Below are 22,047 nucleotides of genomic sequence, written 5' to 3'. Positions count from 1 at the left end.
CCCATGAATCAGCGGGGCTAATAGGGCCGGCACTGCGCAGGAAGCGCCCTAATAGGGCCACAGCGAGCGCAACGGGCCGGCGGCCGGAAGCAAGATGGCCGCCGCCATCCCTTATCCGTCGGTCGCCTGCGGGAGTGGACAACCGCGACACGTTCTGCGCGCAGCGGCCTACCGCGGATGCAGGTGCCGTGACGCCTTCCATGTGGCCGCGTGATCACGAGGCGCGCAACTCGGCCGGGACATGGTCGAGCCGACCTGGGCGATTCGCCTTCTCGGGCGCAGACGTCAGTCAGTGGCTATCCGGCCAGCTGTTGCGTTGGGACACATCGCTGCGGGCAATAGATCCAAGGGTTCTGCGGAGCCGACCGCGGCTCGCTCCGGAACATCGGGCACGTCCTGATCGTGGGCCGCTGATCGCTCCGGGATCCGGGTAGCCGAGAGGCAGCAGCCCGGTGAAGCTGAGCGCTGTCTCGTTCGCAAAACTCGATGACCGTGAGGTCCTGTTGGCTCACGGAATGCACTCCCTGCTGGTACCCACAACGTCGAATCTCGTCGGCCCCGTTCCGTGCGACCAGCCAGACTCACTCACCCAGCAGCAGTCACACAACGACAGCGGGCGTTCGGCACCGCGACTGAATCACCGGGCCTACAGACGCCACGAGACGCGCAGGGGCCGGCCACTGCCTACACGGGTTGCTCGTCAGGGGAAGCGAGGTCAGCGCCCGCGCCCTCCTCTGGGTACTCCGCAGGGTGCGGCCTCGATCCGGGACCGTGGCTCTCGTACCGGCGGGTCGCGGCTGCAGGAGGGAGTCACGAGCGGCACCGCGGCGGCGCGCCCACGGCCCCTGGTCACGAGGGTTTGCGCTCTTACGTTCGCGCGCGGCGGGGCGCCGCCGGTCGCAGCGTCTCGGGGCCCGGTGGTTGCCCCCAGTGGGGTTGCGCACTACAGCGGGTCATCTAACCTCGATTTTTCATCCGGCAGTTGAGCGGAGTGAAGGCGCCGTCAACTCGTGATTCTGCCCGATTTTCGGTGTGTGGGCGTGATTGTTCGGCCGGTGTCGCCCGGGTGGGCGTCGGGGTTCCACGTCTCCCGCGTTTTGCTACGTCTGTCGAGGGCCTGCAGGGTCTTGCCGGGGTGCTAGCCAGGGTCTTCGAGTCGGGCGAGGCCGCGGGTGATCAGGTGGCCCCATGGTGCGGTTTCGTCGAGGTGGAGGCGGGTTTTTCGGGCGTGGCGGGCCAGACTCGCGGCCACGGAGAGAAGCCGCAGGCGCAGGCGTTTGGGTTCCCAGGTCGCGGCTGGGGTGGCGTCGAGGGCGATGAGCTGGGACCAGGCCAGGAGAAGCTGTGCGAGTTGGCAGATGAGGATCCAGATCCGGTTCTGCGCGGTGGTCTGCAGGGGAAGTTTGGCCAGGCCGGTGTCCTTGGCGGTGCGGATGCGATCCTCGCATCGGGCCCGTTGGCGGTGGCGGAGCTCAAGTGTCTGGATGTGGCCGCGGCGGGTGTTAGTGACGAACGCTGTCAGGCGGCGTCCGGAGGCGTCGGTGAATCGCAGTTGAGCGCCCGGATGGGGTCGTTCTGCTCGGACTATCAGCCGCATTCCGGCAGGCCAGTGGCTCAAATCGGCCACACCGGTCAGTTCGACGACTTCGGCGCCCTCGCGGGTGTCGCCGTCTGAGGTCAGTGCGGACTGCCACGCCTGGTCCGGCATATCGTCGACCAGGGCGGCCAAGGCCGGGGTGAGGGCAAATCCGATGGAGTACTGGACCCGCTTGCGGTGCAGGTGCTCGAGGAACTTATGCGATGCGCCGGCTCCGTCAGTGCGGACCAGTACTCGTTTCCCGGGCCGGGGGGTGTTGATACCCGGGATCGACTTCAGCGCCGTGGCCAGGAGTTTCTTGTGGTCGGCGGCGGTGTTCGCGCCGGCGTTGCCCGGCCGCAGCAGCGCGGCCACTGGTTCTCCGCCCCCGCCGGGCCCGTGGTCGCAGTACGCCAGCAGTGGGTGGTGACCGTAGCCCTTCTTATAGGTCGGGGCAGCGTGTTCCTTGTCCGAGTGCGCGGTGATCAAGGTGGCGTCGATGTCGATGATGACCGGGTTCTCCGCGCTCGGTGCCCGCAGCGACGGCCTGTTCTCTGCCCGGTTCCACACGTGCTCCCGTGCACGAGATATTGCCTGCTGGACGACTGATTCGACGCGGTCGACATCGTCAGCGAGCACGGCCAGCAGGCGGGAGATCGTGGCAGGGGAAGGCACGGGGCCGACGATGGTGTCGGCACCGGCGAGTTCGCGGATATCGACCAGATGATCTCCGCCGGCGGCGACCGCCAGTGCCAACTGCGTCAGCATGTGGCCGGGGTCGAACACCGCGGTCGGCGCCCGCCATGGCGCCAACGCCTGCGATAGGCCTTCCACCAGGCCTGATGTTTCGGCGACCCGGGCGGGAAGCACAATCCCGGCGTGGGAGACGACCCCCTTCCCGGCGTGGTCAACCTCCAGGCGGATGGGCGAGAGGGTAGAGTTCTTCACCAGAAAGGTGCTCCTTGACTGGATACTTTGCGAGCTTCAACACCCCGCATTATTCCAGCTCAGAGCACCTTTCTTTATGCCCGACACGCACTACCGAGGCCGCCACCATGAAATCTCGAGGCTAACGCTCTCGTGCATTTCTCTGACCCCCGCTGGCTCCGGAGTGCGCGGGCCCTCGCACCGAATCACAGCGATCAGCGCATTAGCGCGATTAGCGCGATTAGCGCGATCAGCGCGATCAGCGCGATCAGCGCGATCAGCGCGATCAGCCGAGATGACAGCGCATCTGTGTAGCGCTCGAGGCCAGAGACGAACCGCTCTGGCTACAGGGCTCGCACTTCACCGTCGCACCAAACCCCGGCGACACCCCCGGTGACCCCACTTTCACGGACGCCGACGGAGCGACCGAGGCGGTTCCACGACCGTACGAGTGACTCCGACGAATCGCGAGTACCGATGAGCACAGCGTCTTGGGGGCAGACGCGAAGTCGTAACCCCCGACGCCGTCCTCCGCCGCATCGGCGGGTGTGAGGGCCCGGCGCCGCACTCACGATCGCAATTCGTCGTGATAAGGAGGCTCACGGCGGAGCCGGTCTCCGCGCGTGCGCTCGAGTTGCTCACCCGCCCCGTGGAGGGCGGAGGCGCGACCCTCGCCCTGCCCGGCTCTGCCCTTTCTCGCTTGCGACCTCAAAGAGTCGCGTCAGCCAGCAGGCTGGCCCCCCATAGAGTGAGAAAGCTCTGGAGCGGGCTGGCCGCTCCCGGCCAGAACCCCTGACCCGGGGAACCCGGGGCGGGACCGAGAAGACGATCCGCCACGCGCGAACTACGTCGGCACCTGAACACCGGTGCGGTCACCCCGAAGTCCCCGTCATTCGACGAGCTCCGCGTGCTAGCGGCCATGCCAATCTCCCTGTAGGCGGACACGTACTTCCCTGCTGACGGTCAGTTGATCTCCCTGTCCGTGGCCAAGGGATCGGGCCGTGTCGGTCCCGCGAAAAGCGCCCCTCCGGGGATGTGCTCGAGGTCTTCGACCACCTATGAGCGCTGTTCCACCGGAGGGACGCATGAAGAAGTCTGACAGGGAGATCATGGAAATTCTCGAGGCATACGGATAGTGCCCCGTGGCGTGGTGGAATTCGGATCGGCATCTGGTCAGTCGCAGTGATCAACGAGTTCCGTGGGTTGATCATAACCAGTACCGGTGTCGAGGGCGTGTTGCTTGGCCGCGATGACGGCTCGGAGTTCGGCCATGGAGCTCTCTGACAGGTAGCGGCGGCCGACTTGCCATTCGTCGTGTTGGTCGATGACCACCGAGGTCGCAAGCCGTAGGAACGCGGCCGGGTTGGGGAAGATCTCCACGACGTCCGCACGGCGCTTGATCTCCTTGTTCAGCCGCTCGATCGGGTTGTTGGACCAGATCTTCTGCCAGTGCCCTTTCGGGAACGCGGTGAACGCAAGAACGTCGGTCTTGGCCTCGCGCATCATCGCGGTGGCCTTGGGGAACGAGGCGGCGAAGGTGTCGGCGACCTGGTCCCACTGCGCAGCCACATCCTTGGGGTCGGTGTGGGCGAAGATCGTCTTGACCGCCGCGGTCACCGCGGGTGCGTGCTTGGACGCCACCGTGCCATGCAGATTGCGCATGAAGTGCACCCGGCAGCGCTGCCAGGAGGCGCCCACAAACTGGCGCTTCCGGATTTAGAGTGCGTTGATCTGGTTCTGGAGCTGTCCGGAGTGGATGAGTGATCGCAAGATGTAGTGCTTGAGGTTCCGGAAGCCGAGGGCGATTCCGCGGAGGTGCTCGAGGCGTCCGTTGATGGCCTCGACCGGCCCGTTGGAAGCGCCCACGTCGAAGTAGGCCAGGATCTCTCGGTGCCGCTTCCACAGGGACCGGCCGAGCTGCGCCAACTCGGTGAGGTGCTTCGGCACGCCAGTCCGGATGGACTTGAGGAGCTTGTACATCGCGATCTTTCCGTCCCTTCGCCGCGGCTGCTCGTAGACGTTGATCAGCCCCTGGTAGACGCGGTAGGTGACCTCCACCGCGACGTGGGCGTCGTGGGCGACGAACGCCTTGAACAGGCGAGCTTTCTGCTTGTCGGTGAGCAGCTCAGCGCGGGTGCGCAGGATGCGGCGGATCCCGTACAGGGGGTCGCCGGTGCGGCCCCGATGTCCGGTGGTGGTCTGCTGTATTCGTTGTCGGCACACGGTGAGCTTGTCGGCGGCCAGATGGACGACGTGGAACGGGTCCATCACCGTCCGTGCCTCGGGGACGGCTTTGGCGGCGGCGGTGTGGTATCCGGCGAACCCGTCCATCGTCACCACCTTGACGCGGTCTCGAAACATTTGGTCACGGGCATCGAGCCACTCGGTGAGCACCTTCGCTGAACGGCCCGGGACCATGTCCAGCAGCCGAGACGGGCCGGCGCCGTCCACGACCGGTGTGAGGTCGACCAGCACGGTGACGAACGAAGAGGAACCGTCGCCGCGGACGTGCTTGAAACTTGTGCTCATCGACCCCGAGAACGCGGACGCCGTCGAAGTGTCCGGGCTGGTCGTAGACCATCGTGCGGATCTCCGAGACCGCGAGATCGTTGACCAGATCCCACCCCAGCCCGAGGGCCTTGGCCACGGCGGACACGCTGGTGCGATCGATCGCCAGACGCTGCAGAATCCAGCGGGTGCAACGGCGGGTGGTCTTGGCCCGCGGCTCGGCCAGATTCGGCATGCGTTGCTGGAAGATCCTCGTGGCGCACTCGGTGTTGTCGCAGATGAAGCGCGGTACCCGCACGTGCAGCCTCGTGGGGTGCCCGACGATCGGCAGATCGGTCACCCGCCGCTCGACGTGGTCCCGCAGCCGGCCCGCCATCCCGCACTCCGCGCAGATCGGGTCCAGTGCGACCGGGGCACAGAACAAGTGCGTGAGCTCGCCGGCCACGGCGGCGTCGGTGATGGTCACACCGAGTTCGACGGTGCGGCAGATGGTGTCGGCAAGCAGGCTGGCGGTAGCGTTCAAAGCGGGTCCTGGGTGGTTCTGGGTGCAGGTGTAGGAACCGCAATCCTCACACCCCCAGGACCCCCAAATTCTCCGCCACGCCCCGCCTCACGGAACCCCAGCTACGCACTCCGGATCCGGAAGAGATTCCCTAACGATTGTCAACCCCCCTCAGGATGGTCCTGTCGGGATGCATGTCGAGGCGCCGTAGAGCGCCGGGCTCTACGGCTGATCTGGGGCCTCGTGGTGGCGAGGCGAGGGAGGGGTCAGGCTGCCAGTCGGGCTCTCCTTTGGGCGGTGGTGTGGTTGCGGTGGCGGGCGCGGACTTCCGCGGGCACCTGGTAGCGCTCGCGGACGATGGCCCGAGCCTGGGTGATGTCGAGGATCGCGCCGTCGTCGTCGCGGTACTCGTAGGGCGCGTTGCGGTGCACGACTATCCACATCCGCTCGGCGAGCTTGCGGGCGACCGCGCACACGGCCTTGTTGTGGTGCTGACCCTTGTCGACCATGAGCCGGTGGTACACCCGAGCGAGCTGCGGGTCGGATGTGCGTGCCGCATTCGCGGCGAGGAACACCGCCATCCGCAAAGCCGACGGGCCTTCCTTGCTGATCGCGCGATGTTTGTGCTCCATGGTTCCCGACGACCAGTTCGATGGGGTCAGTCCGCAGTAGGAGGCGAAGTCCTCGGGGCGGGCGAAACGGGACCCGTCGCCGAGCCAGCCACGAATCGTCGCCGCGGTGATCGGGCCGGTCCCCGGCACCGAGAGCAGCAGATCATCGGGGCCGTAGAAGGCGTGCCAGAGCCCGTCGAGTTGCTCGGTGTAGCGGTCGAATCGGTCCGCGGCCTGATCGATGTCGGCGAGCATTCCAGCGACCTTCAAAGCCCAGAAATCTAGGTCGTAGTAGTCCCTGAGGATGCCCACCCAGGCCGCCGCGGCACTGCGGAGTTGGTCAGCGATCTGCTCCTGGCGGCCACCGCAGTAGGAGTGTTCGCGCAGCACTGCGGTGATGGTGGACCGGTGTGCTCGGGCCAGGGCTCGCAGGTCAGGCCACCGCCCCAGCACCGCCAACGTGCGGGTACGAGATCCGGCGAGAATCTTGTCGATGTCCGGAACGGTGGCGGCGACGTAAGAACGCAGTCGGCGCCAGCACTGGTCGTAGTGCACGCGGGCATCGCCCCGCGACAGGGCCGAGCGTTTGATGGCCTCGGAACCGACGTCGGCAACGACGAGCGGTTCAAGGTCGAACAAGTCGAGCGCCTTGGCCAGCAGATGCGCATCGATGACGTCGGACTTGTTCTTGCCGGCCACCGCTGCGCGCAGTCGAGAGGAGTGCCTGGTGCCGATCAGGTAGAACCGGCCGCCGGCGGCGCCGACCGCAGCCTGGATACCAACCCAGGTCAGGGAAGTCGGTTCAGCGACCACGTCGACGGCGACGTCGACTGCTGCGAGAAACCTGGTCAGCTCGTTCATCCCGGCCGCGGTGCTCGGGATGGTCTTGCGGGTTGTTCGTGTCGTGCCGTCGTCGCGATATTCGATCAGCTCGCACTGGTGATTCGCCACGATCGCGCAGTCGATCCCGGCGCGGGCCTGAATCGTTGTGGGACTATGGACTGTGCCCGTTGAAGTCATGGGTTCGGGCTTCCTTCCTGCCACGCTCGCCATAGCGGGACAGTCGAGACGATGTCGCCGGGCGTCCTCGAGCGGCATCGCACGTGCCGGCAGGCTCCACCAAGCCTGCCTGCGACGTCGCAGGAGGGAAGCCCCACAATCATCGCCGCGCCATCGGGTAGTGCGGCCGTGGCTTCCTGTGTACTTATCGGTCTCGGGAGCATCCCGTCGCCGCGGCCCCGCATACTCGAGCCGCTGCCACAGCAGGCCATCGGCGCCCCGCGGCCAGCAATCGGCCGAGAGGTGTCGCCGCCAGGGTGTGCCCGTGCTTACGTGTCATCCGGCGCGACCAGTCGACAGAACACCTCTGCCAGGCCAGTCCGTCAATTCCCTTCAAACGGGCCATGTGGCGGGGCAGATCCGGTGTCGCATTCTCTGTTCACGAGGCACAACCCTCAGCCGACAACCGCGCTCACCGAACCTCTCCCACCGTCAACCCTAGCGGGCTGCTGAGCTGGGAAAACCCAGCACCGAAAACGATATAAGCCGCTTTGACACGTTCATGCCCAAGACCCTGGCCACGGCCGCAGTGGACCGACTCCTGCACCACGCCCACGTCATCGTCACCGAGGGCACCTCCCTCCGACTCGCCGAAGCCACCGCCGGCAAGCGGGTGGTCCCATTGCACTAACCGACCACCAGGGAGATCAGCTGTCCGCGAGCAGGGAGATGAACTGACCGCCCACAGGGAGATCCCAATGTCCCTTGACACCGCGTTTCCCAGCCGTACATCTCTCGATTCGTGCCGAAGGACGCGCGCCTTCGCCCCCAAGGTGTTCGAGGCGGATCGAGCGGCGTCGGCGAGCGATCTTCTCCGGCGCTGTCGTCTAAGCCGCAGCAGGTCACTAACAGCGCACCCACCAGCGCAACCCCGGGAAACCGCCGACTACACGCCGATGGTGCATCGCCCCGGGTTTGATGGAGACATCGATTACCCGGGAAGGGATCATCAGAACCATGGGAGCACCTCGCAAGTACCCGGACGAGCTTCGTGAACGAGCGACGCGGATGGCGCTGGAAGCGCTGGCCGACCCCGACCGCTCACACGGTGCGATCGTGCGTGTCGCCGAGCAGCTCGGCGTGCACCGCGAAGCACTGCGGACCTGGGTCCGCAAAGCCCAGGCCGAGGGCCAAGACGCCTCGTCGGTCTCGGCTGATCGCGACGCCCGCCTGGCCCAGCTGGAAAAGGAAAACCGCGAGCTGCGGCGAGCAAACACGATCTTGAAGCAGGCGTCGGCTTTTTTCGCTTCAGTACCAAAATGATGGTGCCCGGTGGGGCTGGCTCGTTTTTTCGCTGCCGAAGGTGGCTTGTCCGCGATGTGCCGCTCCACCGGGTTGGCATCGCTGATCGAGGCCGTGGCCTGATAGGAGCTTGCTCGCTCGTCCTGCCCGACTGAGGCGTGCCCGACCTCGGTCGGCGATGCCGCACTGCACGAGACGCAGCAGGAGGAGGTCCGCGGTGACTGTCATCGGAATTGACGCCCACAAGAACTGGCACACGCTGGTGGCTGTCGACGAGGTCGGCAGGAGGATCGATGTCCTCACCGTCGAGGCCCGGTCGGCTGGGCATCAGAAAATCATGAGCTGGCTCGAGCAGTTCGAGGAGGTGAGCATCGCGGTCGAGGACTGCCGGCACTTGACCCGCCGCCTGGAGGCCGACCTGCTCGACGCCGGGCACAAGGTGGTGCGAGTCCACACCCGGCTGATGGCGGGTATGCGCAGGTCGGGTCGTGAACCCGGCAAGTCCGACCCGATCGACGCGGAGGCCGTGGCGCGTGTTGCTCTGCGGGAACGTGACCTGCCCACGGCCGAGTTGCCGGGGCCGGCGCGGGAGATCAAATTACTGTCTGACCACCGTCGCAGCCTGGTCTCTCGCCGTACCGCACTGCAGTCCAAGGTTCGCTGGTTCCTGCACGAGATCGACCCTGACCTGCGGATACCGTCCCGGGCGCTACGTCGCTACCATCTTCTCGATGAGCTAATCGCCCACCTGGACGACCACACCGGGGTGGTAGTTGAGATCGCCCGCGACATCTTGGAAGACATCCGATCGCTCACCCGGCGGATCAACGAGATCGAGGGCCGATTGGGCACGCTGGTACGCGCGAATCATCAGCACTTGCTCGACGTGCCGGGCCTCGGGGTGCTCGGAGCAGCCATGATCATCGGCGAGACTGCCGGGGTTGGGCGGTTCAAGTCCAAAGACGCCTTCGCCCGTTTCAATGGCACGGCCCCGATTCCAGTGTGGTCTGGCAATAAGGTCCGCGTCAGGCTGTCTCGGGGCGGCAACAGACGCATTAACACCGCGCTGCACATGGCCGCGGTGACCCAGCTGCGGCTCGGCGGCGAAGGCACCGACTACTACGACAAGCTCATCGCCGCCGGCAAGACCCGAACCGAGGCATTGCGACTGCTCCGCCGCCGAATATCCGACCGGGTGTTCGCAGCGATGCGCGCCGACGAAACACGGCCCCTGCCCGACGCCACGTCGCCAACTCCTACAGCGTCCCCGCGCACTCCGATCCCTGCTCTGCAGGCGGCCGCGTGACGAGACTTGACATAGGAGCATCGCGGAGCTGGACCGTCCACAGCGCTGAAGGTCGAGTTCATCGACCGCTACAAGGACGAACACGGTGTCCAGCCGATCTGCGACGCACTGTCCGAGACCAGCGCCGCGATCGCGCCTTCGTCCTACTACGCCGCCAAGACCCGACCGCCCTCAGCGCGATCGGTTCGCGACGCCGAACTGACGGTCGCGATCACCACGATGTACGAGGAGAACTACCACGTGTACGGCGCCCGCAAGATGTGGAAGGAGATGGGCCGCGCCGGCCACCAGGTCGCCCGCTGCACTGTCGAACGCCTCATGAGAGCTGAAGGACTCAAGGGGGTCCAGCGGGCCAAGTCCCCGCGCACCACTCGGCCCAAGGCTGAGACTGAGCGCCCCGCTGACCTGGTGGAACGCAAGTTCGTCGCCGAGCGGCCGAATCAACTGTGGGTCGCCGACATCACCTACATCCGCACGTACGCCGGGTGGGTGTACGCGGCGTTCATCATCGACGTCTACTCGCGGATGGTCGTCGGCTGGCAGCTGTCCAAAAATCTGTACACCGACCTGGCTCTGGACGCGTTGAACATGGCGATATGGCAGCGCACCCACGCCGGCGACGACCTGGGCGGGCTGATTCACCACAGTGACCGCGGCGTTCAGTACCGGGCGCTGCGCTACACCGAGCGGCTCGAAGAACAGGACCTGGTGGCCTCGGTGGGTTCACGCGGCGACTCCTACGACAACGCTATGGCCGAGGCGTTCAATTCTCTGTTCAAAGCCGAGTTGATCCGCAACCGACACAGGGGGCCATGGCGGGACATCGACGATCTCGAGATCGCCGTCGCCGAGTACATCGACTGGTTCAACCACCGCCGCATCCACGGCGAGATCGGCTACGTCCCACCCGCCGAATACGAAGCCCAACACACGGCGGCCGAACCGGCACCAGAGCCCGTCGACGACCTCGTCGACGCCAGATAACCACCCTCTACAAAACCCGGGGCTTGACATGGAGCAGGCCGCGACCGATCGACACAACTACGCCGTCCCTTCCGGGACGAAGCGGCCGTAACCTGTTAGCCCCGCTGATTCATGGGGCGTGATGGAGTCGGGTTTCTACGGATGTTGTGTCCGGCGGGTCGTGTAGACGTGTTTGGGCGCCGGCTGGCGCTGCCGGTGGGCGGGTCTCCGGGTGGTGCTGTCGTGGGTGGGCAGGTGGGGTCAGGCCGGTTTGGGGATCGCGGCGATCGTGTGGAACACCGCTTCGATGGCGGTGGCCCAGGGCCAGGTCTCGGGGATTTTGACCCGTCTACGTCGGCTGCTGCGGGTCAGTAGGGCGGCGACGTGGAGGAAGCGGTAGCGCATCGCTTTGGGCTCGCACGCTGCGAGGATGGTGGCGGCGCCGGTGCAGGCCAGCATCCGGGTCCAGGCGACGAGGTCGGCGGCGATCATCACCGCCACCAGCCATGCCTGGTTGAGAGCGAACTCTCGCGAGGGCAGACGGCCCAGGCCGGTGTCTTTGGCGTGGCGGATCCGGTCCTCCACCCGGGCGTGCGCCCGATGCCTGGCCTCGAGGAACTGCAGTTGACCGGTGGCGGTGTTGGTGACGAACGCCTGGTAGCGCCACCCGTCGAGTTCCTCGAACATCGACAACTGGGCGCCGGGGTGGGGCCGCTCACGGCGGACGATGACCCGCATCCCGTCGGGCCACTTGGCGAGCATCCTGGGCGGCAGCAGTCCAGTCAGCTCGGCGATCTCCGCGCCCGGCCTCAGGTCGCCGTCTTGATTCACCGCTGGCCCCCACGCGGTGTCGGGGGCGATCGCGATGGCCCGGCGGATTCCGGCGGTGATCGAGAAGCCGACCGAGTACTCCACCCGCCGACCACGGATCCGATTCTGCTCGGAGATCCACTCCAACAGGTCATGGGAGGCGCCGGCGCCGTCGGATCGGATCAGCACATCACGCCGATGGGCGGCGGGAATCTGGGCGATGGCTTGCCCCAGGACGTCGATGTGGTCGGCCGCGGTGTTCGACCCCGCGTTGCCCGGCCGCAAGCTCGCAGCGAGGAACTCTTCTGTGTTGTCGCACCACACGCCGATCGGGTGGTAGCCGAAGGTGCGCTTGTAGGTCGGCGCGCTCTGTTCTTTCTCGCTGTGGGTGACCACGATGGTGGCGTCCACATCGAGCACGACCGTGTCCCCCAGATCCCGGCCCGCGCACTTGGAGGCCGGCACCCCGCCGGGCAGCTGGGACCACACATGCCGCCGCGTACGGGCCCGCGCGACCTGGATCTTTTTGCGTTTACCAGCGGTGACCTCGTCCAGGGCGCGCCACACCGTCGGAGAGGAGGCGACCGGACCCAGGACAGTGGATTGGTGGCGCAGGACGCGGATGTCGGCGATGGACGTGCCGCCACCTGTGAGCATCACCGCGACATCGGTCAACACCCTGCCACGGTCATGGATCGGGATGGATCGGCGCTGCGCCATGGCCCCCGACAGCTCGGCGGTCAGGCCGACGCGATCAGCCAGAAGACGCGGCGCGATGACCCCGGCATGAGCAATCACCCCGACATCCTCGACGGAGAACGACAGACCAGACGACCACGAAGTACGCTTCACCTACCGAGTGCTTTCTGCTTGAGGATCAGGAACCTTAGACAAGTCCCAGTTTCCCCTGTTCAGGAAGCACTTCGGTCTATTTTCACCCAGCGATCCGCAGATCCCCGTGAACTACCGGGGTTAGGGACGTGCTTCGGAAAGCAGGGTTCTGATGATCGGGTAGCGCGAGTATGAGCATCGGATAGCGGTGCCGGTCCTCGTGTGCTCGTGTCGGTTCTACGCGTGGCAACTGGGCTACGCGTGATTCCGAACAGGAGGCACGGGTGACTGATTACCGATTGGTGATGTCGCTACTGCTGCAGGACAGGTCCTACCGGGACATCGAGGCGATCGCGGGCTGCTCGCACCGCACGATCGCCAAGGCGAAAAAGGTGTGCCGCGAGCACGGGGTGACCGCCACCAGCCAGGTCGAGGCGCTCAGCGGCGAGGAGATCGACGCCTTGTTCACCGATGGGCGTAAGACGCCGTCGGCGGAGTTCGTGGCCTTCGACGTGGCGGCGACCGTGAAGAAGCGCACGGGCAAGAACAAGCTGCCGCTGCGGGTGCTGTGGGCCAACTACCTCGACAGCGAGGGATCGCCGGGGCAGCGGCACTACAGTTATCAGCGGTTCTGCCAGATCGTCGGCGAGTACGTCGAGGTCAACGAGCTGACGATGCGGATCGCGCACGTGCCCGGGCACACGATGCAGGTCGACTGGGCGGGGTCGAAGATGGCGATCTTCGATCCCGTCCTCGGCACCAAGACCACGGTGTCGGTGTTCGTGGCGTCGCTGCCGTACTCGGGGCTGGTCTTCTCCTCGGGCTGCGTGGACGAGAAGATGCCGAACTGGCTCGACGCGCACCTGCAGGCCTTCGAGTACTTCGGCGGCGCGGCGCAGGTGATCGTCCCGGACAACGCCTCGACGGCATCGAATCAGATCGCCCGCGGCGACCGGGCCCGCGAGGTCAACCGGGAATACCGGGACTTCCTCGAGTACCACCACACCGCCGCCGTGCCCACTCGGCCGGTGCGCCCGACGGACAAGGGCAACGTCGAGGCCGGGGTGAAGGTGGTGACGAACTGGGTGATCGGACGGCTGGCCGATCGACGGTTCGCGAGCCTGGACGATCTGAATGAGGCGATCGCCGCCGAGGTGGAGGCGATCAACGACCGGATCCCGTTCCGCGGCCAGAAGATCAGCCGGCGAGAGCTGTTCACCGAGCATGAGCAGTCGGAGCTGATCGCTCTGCCCGAGGTCCGCTGGCAGCCGGTCATCTGGAAGAAGTCCAAGGTCAACCGGGACTATCACGTGGAGATCGCCACGGTGAAGTACTCGGTGCCGTACACCTTCGCCGGCCAGCACGTCGATGTGAAGATCACCGGCCCCACACTGGTGGTCATGGCTGGCGGTGAGGTCATCGCCTCCCACGTCGTCTCCGGTAGGCGGCACGCGTTCGTCACCGACCCTGACCACGTGCCCGCCCAGCACCTGCAGTCATCGGACCTGTGGTCGCGGGCCTACTTCGTGCGCCAGGCCCACAAGATCGGACCGCATACCGTCGCCGCGATCAGCGAGGTCCTGGATCGCCAGCGGATCGAGGCGCAGGGCTACCGATCGTGCCAGAACATCCTCGCCCTGGCCCGCGGGGACAACAAGATGCTGCTCGAGCGGGCCTGTGGCCAACTCGTCTCCGAGACCTCACGCCGGGCGATCAGCTACACCGCCGTCAAGCAGCAGCTGGCGGCCCTGAGGACCCAGGCCGCCGCCCGGCCCACCACCACGCAGCCGGCGGTGGCGGCTACGACGGACCGGCTGGAGCCGCCGCCGGGTCGGCGAGATACCACCGGGGCGCATCTGGCCGGGCCCGAGCAGTTCAGCCTCGCCGCCCTCACCGGACGCCCGAGTACGAGCACCGGCATCGCGGGGAAGGAGGAGCTGCAGTGACTGATCGTCATCTCACCGACGCCGACATGCCGCTGTTCACGCAACTGCGGATGACCGCGTTCGGCCAGACCGTCATTGACCTGGCAGGCGATCCCGCCTGCGACGAGTGGACCTTCTCCGAGAAGATCTTCCACGCTCTGGACAAAGAGATCACGGCCAGGCAGGAACGCCGGACCCAGAAACTACTCAAGGCCTCCAGATCACCAAACCCTGACGCCTGCGTAGAAGAGATCCGCTACCTGCCTGACCGCAACGTCAACCGCGAGCTAATCGCACGACTTTCCAGCTGTCAATGGATCGACGCCACTCGCAATCTCGTCGTGCTCGGCCAATCCAGCGTGGGCAAGACCTACCTCGCCCAAGCGCTTCTCAATGCCGCGTGCCGAAAGTACTACACCGCGAGATTCTTCCGGCTCGACGACCTGGCCAACCGGCTCGCCGTGCTGGAGCCGACCTCGCAGCGCAGGCTGGACTTCCTCACCGACCTGCACAACTGCGACCTGCTAGTGCTGGACGATTTCCTGACCACGCCGGTGGCCCCGCACACCGCGGCGGAGCTGCTCAACATCCTGGCCGCTCGGGAAGGGCGGGGCTCGACTCTGGTGACCTCGCAGTTCGATCCGCCCGATTGGTACAAGTCGCTCCAAGACGCGGTCATCGCCGAATCGATCCTCAACCGGATCGTCGCCGGCGCCGAGATCATCGCCCTCGACGGCCCCAACATGAGACGACACCTCGCCACGACAACGCCATAGCGGCCCAGCGGTCGGACGGGTGAACTCCGCTATCCGATACCCGTCCGACCGCTACCCGATCATCAGAACCGCGCTTTCCGAAAGGCGTCCCAAACAGGCCCTTCCGGAATCAGAGTGCATTGATCCGATTCTGGAGCTGACCGGAGTGGATCAGTGACCGCAAGATGTAGTGGTTGAGGTTGCGGAAGCCCAGGGCGATCCCGCGGAGGTGCTCGAGGCGACCGTTGATGGCCTCGACGGGGCCGTTGGAGGCGCCCACGTCGAAGTAGGCGAGGATCTCGCGGCGGCGCTTCCACAGCGACCGGCCCAGCTGGGCGAGCTCGGGCAGCTCCTTGGGCACCCCGGCCCGGATCGAGCGCAGGAGCTTGTACATCGCGATCTTGCCCTCCCGCTTGCCCGAGGCCTCGTAAGCGGTGATGAGACGCTGGTAGACGCCGTAAGTGACCTCCACCGCCGCGTGCGCGTCATGGGCGGTGAACGCTTTGAACAGCCGGACTTGCTGCTTGTCGGTGAGTAGCTCAGCTCGGGTATTCATGGTCCGGCGGATCCCGTACAGCGGATCGCCACTGCGGCCCCGGTGCCCGGTGGTGGCCTGCTGGATGCGTTGGCGGCACACGGTGAGCTTGTCCGCGGCCAGCTGCACGACGTGGAACGGATCCATCACCGTCCGGGCTTCAGGGACAGCGTTGGCGGCGGCGGTGTGGTAGCCGGCGAACCCATCCATCGTGACAACCTTGACCCGGTCTCGAAACACCTGATCACGGGCGTCCAGCCACTCGGTCAGCACCTTCGCCGAACGGCCCGGGACCATGTCCAGCAGGCGCGACGGGCCCGTGCCGTCCACGACCGGGGTCAAGTCGACCAGGACGGTGACGAACGAAGACGAACCGTCGCCGCGCACGTGCTTCCACTTGTGCTCATCGACCCCGAGAACGCGGACTCCGTCGAAGTGTCCGGGCTGGTCGTAGACCATCGCGCGGGTCTCGGAGACCGCCAGGTCATTGACTAGATCCCAGCCCAACCCGAGCGCCTTGGCGACCGCGGAGACGCTGGTGCGGTCGATCGCCAAGCGCTGCAAGATCCACCGGTTACAGCGTCGGGTGGTCTTGGCCCGCGGCTCGGCCAACGCCGGCATCCGCTGCTGGAAGACCCTCGTCTCACATCCGGTGTTGTCGCAGGTGAAACGCGGTACTCGCACGTGCAGCCTCGTAGGGTGACCGACGATCGGAAGATCGGTCACCCGCCGCTCGACGTGGTCTCGCAGGCGCCCCGCCATCCCGCACCCGGGGCAGATCGGGTCCAGTGCGACCGGGGCACAGAACAAGTGCGTGAACTCGTCAGCAACGGCGGCGTCGGTGATGCTCACCCCGAGTTCGACGGTGCGGCAGATGGTGTCGGCAAGCAGGCTGGCGGTAGCGTTCAAGACGGGTCCTGGGGTGTTCGATGCGCGGTGTGAGAACCTGCATTTTCACACGCCCCAGGACCCCTACATCTTGTGCCTCACCGCATCACCGGCGAACCCCAGCTACGCACTCCGGATCCGGAAGAGATTCCCTAACGATTGTCAACCCCCCTCAGGATGGTCCTGTCGGGATGCATGTCGAGGCGCCGTAGAGCGCCGGGCTCTACGGCTGATCTGGGGCCTCGTGGTGGCGAGGCGAGGGAGGGGTCAGGCTGCCAGTCGGGCTCTCCTTTGGGCGGTGGTGTGGTTGCGGTGGCGGGCGCGGACTTCCGCGGGCACCTGGTAGCGCTCGCGGACGATGGCCCGAGCCTGGGTGATGTCGAGGATCGCGCCGTCGTCGTCGCGGTACTCGTAGGGCGCGTTGCGGTGCACGACTATCCACATCCGCTCGGCGAGCTTGCGGGCGACCGCGCACACGGCCTTGTTGTGGTGCTGACCCTTGTCGACCATGAGCCGGTGGTACACCCGAGCGAGCTGCGGGTCGGATGTGCGTGCCGCATTCGCGGCGAGGAACACCGCCATCCGCAAAGCCGACGGGCCTTCCTTGCTGATCGCGCGATGTTTGTGCTCCATGGTTCCCGACGACCAGTTCGATGGGGTCAGTCCGCAGTAGGAGGCGAAGTCCTCGGGGCGGGCGAAACGGGACCCGTCGCCGAGCCAGCCACGAATCGTCGCCGCGGTGATCGGGCCGGTCCCCGGCACCGAGAGCAGCAGATCATCGGGGCCGTAGAAGGCGTGCCAGAGCCCGTCGAGTTGCTCGGTGTAGCGGTCGAATCGGTCCGCGGCCTGATCGATGTCGGCGAGCATTCCAGCGACCTTCAAAGCCCAGAAATCTAGGTCGTAGTAGTCCCTGAGGATGCCCACCCAGGCCGCCGCGGCACTGCGGAGTTGGTCAGCGATCTGCTCCTGGCGGCCACCGCAGTAGGAGTGTTCGCGCAGCACTGCGGTGATGGTGGACCGGTGTGCTCGGGCCAGGGCTCGCAGGTCAGGCCACCGCCCCAGCACCGCCAACGTGCGGGTACGAGATCCGGCGAGAATCTTGTCGATGTCCGGAACGGTGGCGGCGACGTAAGAACGCAGTCGGCGCCAGCACTGGTCGTAGTGCACGCGGGCATCGCCCCGCGACAGGGCCGAGCGTTTGATGGCCTCGGAACCGACGTCGGCAACGACGAGCGGTTCAAGGTCGAACAAGTCGAGCGCCTTGGCCAGCAGATGCGCATCGATGACGTCGGACTTGTTCTTGCCGGCCACCGCTGCGCGCAGTCGAGAGGAGTGCCTGGTGCCGATCAGGTAGAACCGGCCGCCGGCGGCGCCGACCGCAGCCTGGATACCAACCCAGGTCAGGGAAGTCGGTTCAGCGACCACGTCGACGGCGACGTCGACTGCTGCGAGAAACCTGGTCAGCTCGTTCATCCCGGCCGCGGTGCTCGGGATGGTCTTGCGGGTTGTTCGTGTCGTGCCGTCGTCGCGATATTCGATCAGCTCGCACTGGTGATTCGCCACGATCGCGCAGTCGATCCCGGCGCGGGCCTGAATCGTTGTGGGACTATGGACTGTGCCCGTTGAAGTCATGGGTTCGGGCTTCCTTCCTGCCACGCTCGCCATAGCGGGACAGTCGAGACGATGTCGCCGGGCGTCCTCGAGCGGCATCGCACGTGCCGGCAGGCTCCACCAAGCCTGCCTGCGACGTCGCAGGAGGGAAGCCCCACAATCATCGCCGCGCCATCGGGTAGTGCGGCCGTGGCTTCCTGTGTACTTATCGGTCTCGGGAGCATCCCGTCGCCGCGGCCCCGCATACTCGAGCCGCTGCCACAGCAGGCCATCGGCGCCCCGCGGCCAGCAATCGGCCGAGAGGTGTCGCCGCCAGGGTGTGCCCGTGCTTACGTGTCATCCGGCGCGACCAGTCGACAGAACACCTCTGCCAGGCCAGTCCGTCAATTCCCTTCAAACGGGCCATGTGGCGGGGCAGATCCGGTGTCGCATTCTCTGTTCACGAGGCACAACCCTCAGCCGACAACCGCGCTCACCGAACCTCTCCCACCGTCAACCCTAGCGGGCTGCTGAGCTGGGAAAACCCAGCACCGAAAACGATATAAGCCCCCAAACACCGTAACCGGCCAGGGCATCCGGGTCGATACACCGGCGTCTGCGAGCAACGCGTCGGAGCGTCACCGAGCCGCGGGGTCATAGAGTCCGCCGCCCTCCGCACGGCGCACCTGGCTTGCTCCACAGGTCTGCTGGCCGGGATTCAGTGCGCCACTCGACCCGGTGCCGATGGGGCCCGAGGATTCGCGGGCCGACCCGCATTGCTGGCACAAGCCCTACTTGCCGACGCCGCGGTCATGAGCCAGCCGGCGCCCTCATTCGCCCGCCGCGGCGGTGTACCTGACTGAGCACCGCAACGTCGTCCAACTGGATTCACTGCAAACCAGGCACCCGCCGCGCGATGCCGATTACACGAACCGGGGCATGAATACTCTGACCTCGGACTCCCTACTGACCCGGCAGGAGGGATTCGCCGACGACCAAGCTGAGTCCGCAGACCTCAGCCGGACGGCTCCTCGATCAAGTCCCGCCGATCGATCGGTCTGCCGGGGCCAAGACCTGACCTGACTTCCACAAGTTGACGCTGTTCTAGGGATCGGGATTGCGGTTTTCGCTGGTAGGGCGAGTTCGGGGCTGGCGTTTGTGACACTAAACGGCCCGGTAGCTTGGACGTGTGGGGCTGAAATTTCGGAAGGCGCCGACGGGGTCGGGGGCCACGGGCGTGCAGTTGGTCGAGTGGGTCAGCGGCCGGTTGGTGGTGCGCGAGCACCTCGGTTCGGCTCACACCCCCGGCGAGTTGGCGGCGTTGATCGAGGTCGCCAAGCAGCGCATCCAGGGCGATCAGCAGGCGTTAGACCTGGAGTTGAGTGAGCGCGGCGCCGCGGTGATCGACGTGCCGGCAGCGACAGCCGCGCGGATCCAGCAGTCCACGGCGCGGATCCTGTGGCAAGGATTGACCGGTACGTACTCCAGGCTCGGCTTCGACGTGGTGGGCGATCCGGTGTTCCGCGACCTGGTGCTGTGCCGTGTGGTGGAGCCGACCAGCAAGTTGGACTCGGTTCGGGTCCTGGGCGAACTGGAGACGAAACCACCGCACGTCAACACGCTCTACAACTGCCTACAGCGAGTGGTCGGCCGGGACTACCGCAGCCTGATCGCCACCGCCTGCTGGGCCCACGTCACCCGCACCGGCGGCCCTGGCGTGGCGTTGGTGCTCTACGACTTGACCACCTTGTACTTCGAGGCCGAAAAAGAAGATGACCTGCGCAAAGTCGGTATGAGTAAAGAGCGCAAGGTCGACCCGCAGATCACCGTCGGCCTGCTGGTGGCCCGGGATGGGTTCCCGCTGGACGTGCACGTCTTCGAGGGCAACAAGGCAGAGACCAAGACGCTAATCCCGGTCATCACGGCCTTTCAGAAGCGCCACCAGATCAGCGACATGGTCGTGGTGGCCGATGCGGGCATGCTGTCGGCGGCCAACCTCAATGCGCTGGAAGATGCGGGCCTGTCGTTCATCGTCGGCTCCCGCACTTCCAAGGCGCCCAAGGAGCTTGAGGACCACTTCGGCCGCCGCGGCAACGTGATTGCCGACGACGGCGTCGTGGAGCTGATCCGCCCAATGGGACAGGGCCGGGACCGGCGAGACCGGCGGGTGGTGTGGCACTACAAATGGGAGCGGGCCAAGCGAGACCGGCGGACGCTGAACGCGCAGATTGACCGCGCCCAACGCGTCGCCGACCGGGCAGAGCCACTCAAGAAGCAGCGGTTCGTCAAGGTCACCGACCAGAAGGTGATCCTGGACGAGGTCTCGATCCAGCGGGCCCGCGAATCTGCAGGTTACAAGGGGTATGTCACCAACATCGCGTCGGAGGTCATGGACGGCCATGCCGTCGTGGCGGCCTATCACGACCTCTGGAAAGTCGAACAGTCCTTCCGCATGGCCAAGGCCGACCTGAGGGCCCGGCCGATCTTCCACCGCACCCGCGACGCGATCGAAGCTCACCTGACCGTCGTGTTTGCCGCCCTGGCCGTGGCCCGGCACCTGCAGGACGTCACCGGCATGTCGATCAAGAAGATCGTCACCACCCTGCGGCCCCTGCGCACGGTCACCGTCGCCATCGGCGACCACGAAATGCTCGTCGAACCCACAATCCCGGACGCCGCGCGAGCCGTCATCGACGCGATCAACGCAGGGTGACACTAAAACTTGTGGAAGTCAGGCCTGATGCGGAAACGGTCGCGTGATGTCTGTGGTGGTGGGCCGCTGAAATGGCGGGAACCCCCGAACCGTGGGTTCGGGGGTTCCCGCGTTGTGAAGTTGTGTTCGGCGGTGTCCTACTCTCCCACACCCTCGCGAGTGCAGTACCATCGGCGCTGGCAGGCTTAGCTTCCGGGTTCGGAATGGGACCGGGCGTTTCCCTGCCGCTATGGCCGCCGTAACTCTGTGAAACAAGGCCCACACACGCTTTTGGTGTGGGTGTGTTGTTTCAGATACTGCACAGTGGACGCGGGTCGATCTCGTAAAAAGGTGTTTGTGTGTAAGTCCTCGGCCGATTAGTACCGGTCACCTGCACGCATTGCTGCGCTTCCAGTTCCGGCCTATCAACCCCATGGTCTGTGGGGGGCCTTAACCACGCGAAGGTGGTGAGAAACCTCATCTTGGAACAGGCTTCCCGCTTAGATGCTTTCAGCGGTTATCCCTTCCGAACGTAGCTAACCAGCGATGCTCCTGGTGGAACAACTGGCACACCAGAGGTTCGTCCGTCCCGGTCCTCTCGTACTAGGGACAGCCTTCCGCAAGTTTCTTACGCGCGCGGCGGATAGAGACCGAACTGTCTCACGACGTTCTAAACCCAGCTCGCGTGCCGCTTTAATGGGCGAACAGCCCAACCCTTGGGACCTACTCCAGCCCCAGGATGCGACGAGCCGACATCGAGGTGCCAAACCATCCCGTCGATATGGACTCTTGGGGAAGATCAGCCTGTTATCCCCGGGGTACCTTTTATCCGTTGAGCGACACCGCTTCCACATGCCGGTGCCGGATCACTAGTCCCGACTTTCGTCCCTGCTCGACGTGTCAGTCTCACAGTCAAGCTCCCTTGTGCACTTGCACTCAACACCTGATTGCCATCCAGGCTGAGGGAACCTTTGGGCGCCTCCGTTACTCTTTGGGAGGCAACCGCCCCAGTTAAACTACCCACCAGGCACTGTCCCTAACCCAGATCATGGGCCGAGGTTAGACGTCCAATACGATCAGAGTGGTATTTCAACAACGACTCCACACACACTGGCGTGCATGCTTCACAGTCTCCCACCTATCCTACACAAACCGAATCGAACGCCAATACCAAGCTATAGTAAAGGTCCCGGGGTCTTTTCGTCCTGCCGCGCGTAACGAGCATCTTTACTCGTAATGCAATTTCGCCGAGTCTGTGGTCGAGACAGCAGAGAAGTCGTTACGCCATTCGTGCAGGTCGGAACTTACCCGACAAGGAATTTCGCTA

Annotated in this window: 11 protein-coding genes, 2 rRNA genes and 3 pseudogenes (1 of these 16 only partly in view); 7 read left to right on the top strand and 9 right to left on the bottom strand. The window is 65.6% G+C overall.

Going from position 1 to position 22,047, the window contains the following annotated elements; translation table 11 throughout:
• Nucleotides 1-1,138 precede the first annotated feature (1,138 nt).
• The 4 genes and pseudogenes from VYL96_RS04010 to VYL96_RS03990 form a co-directional block, all read right to left on the bottom strand.
• On the bottom strand, nucleotides 1,139-2,524 hold the full coding sequence (locus VYL96_RS04010) for an IS1380 family transposase (RefSeq protein WP_407935065.1): 1,386 nt from the start codon (nucleotides 2,522-2,524) through the stop codon (nucleotides 1,139-1,141).
• Between the two features lie 1,152 nt (nucleotides 2,525-3,676).
• A pseudogene (locus tag VYL96_RS04005) lies at nucleotides 3,677-4,210 on the bottom strand (transposase); the annotation flags it as partial.
• A 9-nt stretch (nucleotides 4,211-4,219) separates the two neighbouring features.
• Nucleotides 4,220-5,534, bottom strand: a pseudogene (locus tag VYL96_RS17260) (ISL3 family transposase).
• A gap of 245 nt (nucleotides 5,535-5,779) precedes the next feature.
• A complete protein-coding gene (locus VYL96_RS03990) occupies nucleotides 5,780-7,144 on the bottom strand; it encodes an IS110 family RNA-guided transposase (RefSeq protein ID WP_329438463.1) in 1,365 nt (454 codons plus the stop codon).
• A 523-nt stretch (nucleotides 7,145-7,667) separates the two neighbouring features.
• Between VYL96_RS03990 and VYL96_RS03985 the strand changes: the two are divergent.
• From VYL96_RS03985 to VYL96_RS03970, 4 genes and pseudogenes are all read left to right on the top strand, one after another.
• Nucleotides 7,668-7,814: pseudogene (locus VYL96_RS03985) on the top strand (ATP-binding protein); the annotation flags it as partial.
• A 287-nt stretch (nucleotides 7,815-8,101) separates the two neighbouring features.
• Complete coding sequence (locus tag VYL96_RS03980) at nucleotides 8,102-8,446, top strand: transposase (RefSeq protein ID WP_131886692.1); 345 nt, start codon at nucleotides 8,102-8,104, stop codon at nucleotides 8,444-8,446.
• A 196-nt stretch (nucleotides 8,447-8,642) separates the two neighbouring features.
• Nucleotides 8,643-9,731, top strand: a complete 1,089-nt coding sequence (locus tag VYL96_RS03975) for an IS110 family RNA-guided transposase (protein WP_131886691.1) — start codon at nucleotides 8,643-8,645, stop codon at nucleotides 9,729-9,731.
• 45 nt (nucleotides 9,732-9,776) lie between these two features.
• Entirely contained in the window at nucleotides 9,777-10,715 is a 939-nt protein-coding gene (locus VYL96_RS03970; RefSeq protein WP_131886690.1) for an IS3 family transposase, read from the top strand.
• A 240-nt stretch (nucleotides 10,716-10,955) separates the two neighbouring features.
• Here the strand turns inward: VYL96_RS03970 and VYL96_RS03965 are convergent, their stop codons facing one another.
• Entirely contained in the window at nucleotides 10,956-12,356 is a 1,401-nt protein-coding gene (locus VYL96_RS03965; protein WP_039867814.1) for an IS1380 family transposase, read from the bottom strand.
• Between the two features lie 263 nt (nucleotides 12,357-12,619).
• Here VYL96_RS03965 and istA point away from each other — a divergent pair, with 263 nt between their 5' ends.
• Both istA and VYL96_RS03955 read left to right on the top strand, forming a co-directional pair.
• Nucleotides 12,620-14,281: an IS21 family transposase gene (gene istA, locus VYL96_RS03960; protein ID WP_329439068.1), complete on the top strand. Its 1,662-nt coding sequence runs from the start codon at nucleotides 12,620-12,622 to the stop codon at nucleotides 14,279-14,281.
• Nucleotides 14,278-15,036 carry an ATP-binding protein gene (locus VYL96_RS03955; RefSeq protein WP_329437607.1) on the top strand — a complete coding sequence of 253 codons (759 nt, stop codon included), beginning with the start codon at nucleotides 14,278-14,280 and terminating at the stop codon, nucleotides 15,034-15,036. The genes istA and VYL96_RS03955 overlap by 4 nt, the downstream gene beginning before the upstream one ends.
• A 109-nt stretch (nucleotides 15,037-15,145) precedes the next feature.
• Here the strand turns inward: VYL96_RS03955 and VYL96_RS03950 are convergent, their stop codons facing one another.
• On the bottom strand, nucleotides 15,146-16,459 hold the full coding sequence (locus tag VYL96_RS03950; RefSeq protein WP_329439066.1) for an ISL3 family transposase: 1,314 nt from the start codon (nucleotides 16,457-16,459) through the stop codon (nucleotides 15,146-15,148).
• A gap of 246 nt (nucleotides 16,460-16,705) precedes the next feature.
• Nucleotides 16,706-18,070, bottom strand: a complete 1,365-nt coding sequence (locus VYL96_RS03945; protein ID WP_329438463.1) for an IS110 family RNA-guided transposase — start codon at nucleotides 18,068-18,070, stop codon at nucleotides 16,706-16,708.
• A 1,147-nt stretch (nucleotides 18,071-19,217) separates the two neighbouring features.
• Between VYL96_RS03945 and VYL96_RS03940 the strand changes: the two genes are divergently transcribed.
• Nucleotides 19,218-20,741: an IS1634 family transposase gene (locus VYL96_RS03940; RefSeq protein WP_456237601.1), complete on the top strand. Its 1,524-nt coding sequence runs from the start codon at nucleotides 19,218-19,220 to the stop codon at nucleotides 20,739-20,741.
• 124 nt (nucleotides 20,742-20,865) lie between these two features.
• Here VYL96_RS03940 and rrf read toward each other — a convergent pair.
• Together rrf and VYL96_RS03930 are read right to left on the bottom strand one after the other, a co-directional pair.
• Nucleotides 20,866-20,982, bottom strand: a 5S ribosomal RNA gene (gene rrf, locus VYL96_RS03935).
• 95 nt (nucleotides 20,983-21,077) lie between these two features.
• Nucleotides 21,078-22,047, bottom strand: a 23S ribosomal RNA gene (locus VYL96_RS03930); it runs 2,130 nt beyond the window's last position.

The sequence above is a fragment of the Dietzia maris genome, from assembly GCF_036287335.1.
GTDB classification, from domain to species: Bacteria; Actinomycetota; Actinomycetes; order Mycobacteriales; family Mycobacteriaceae; genus Dietzia; species Dietzia cinnamea.
Note: the sequence above shows the minus strand (reverse complement) of the source record. Positions and strands in the feature narration are given on the sequence as shown.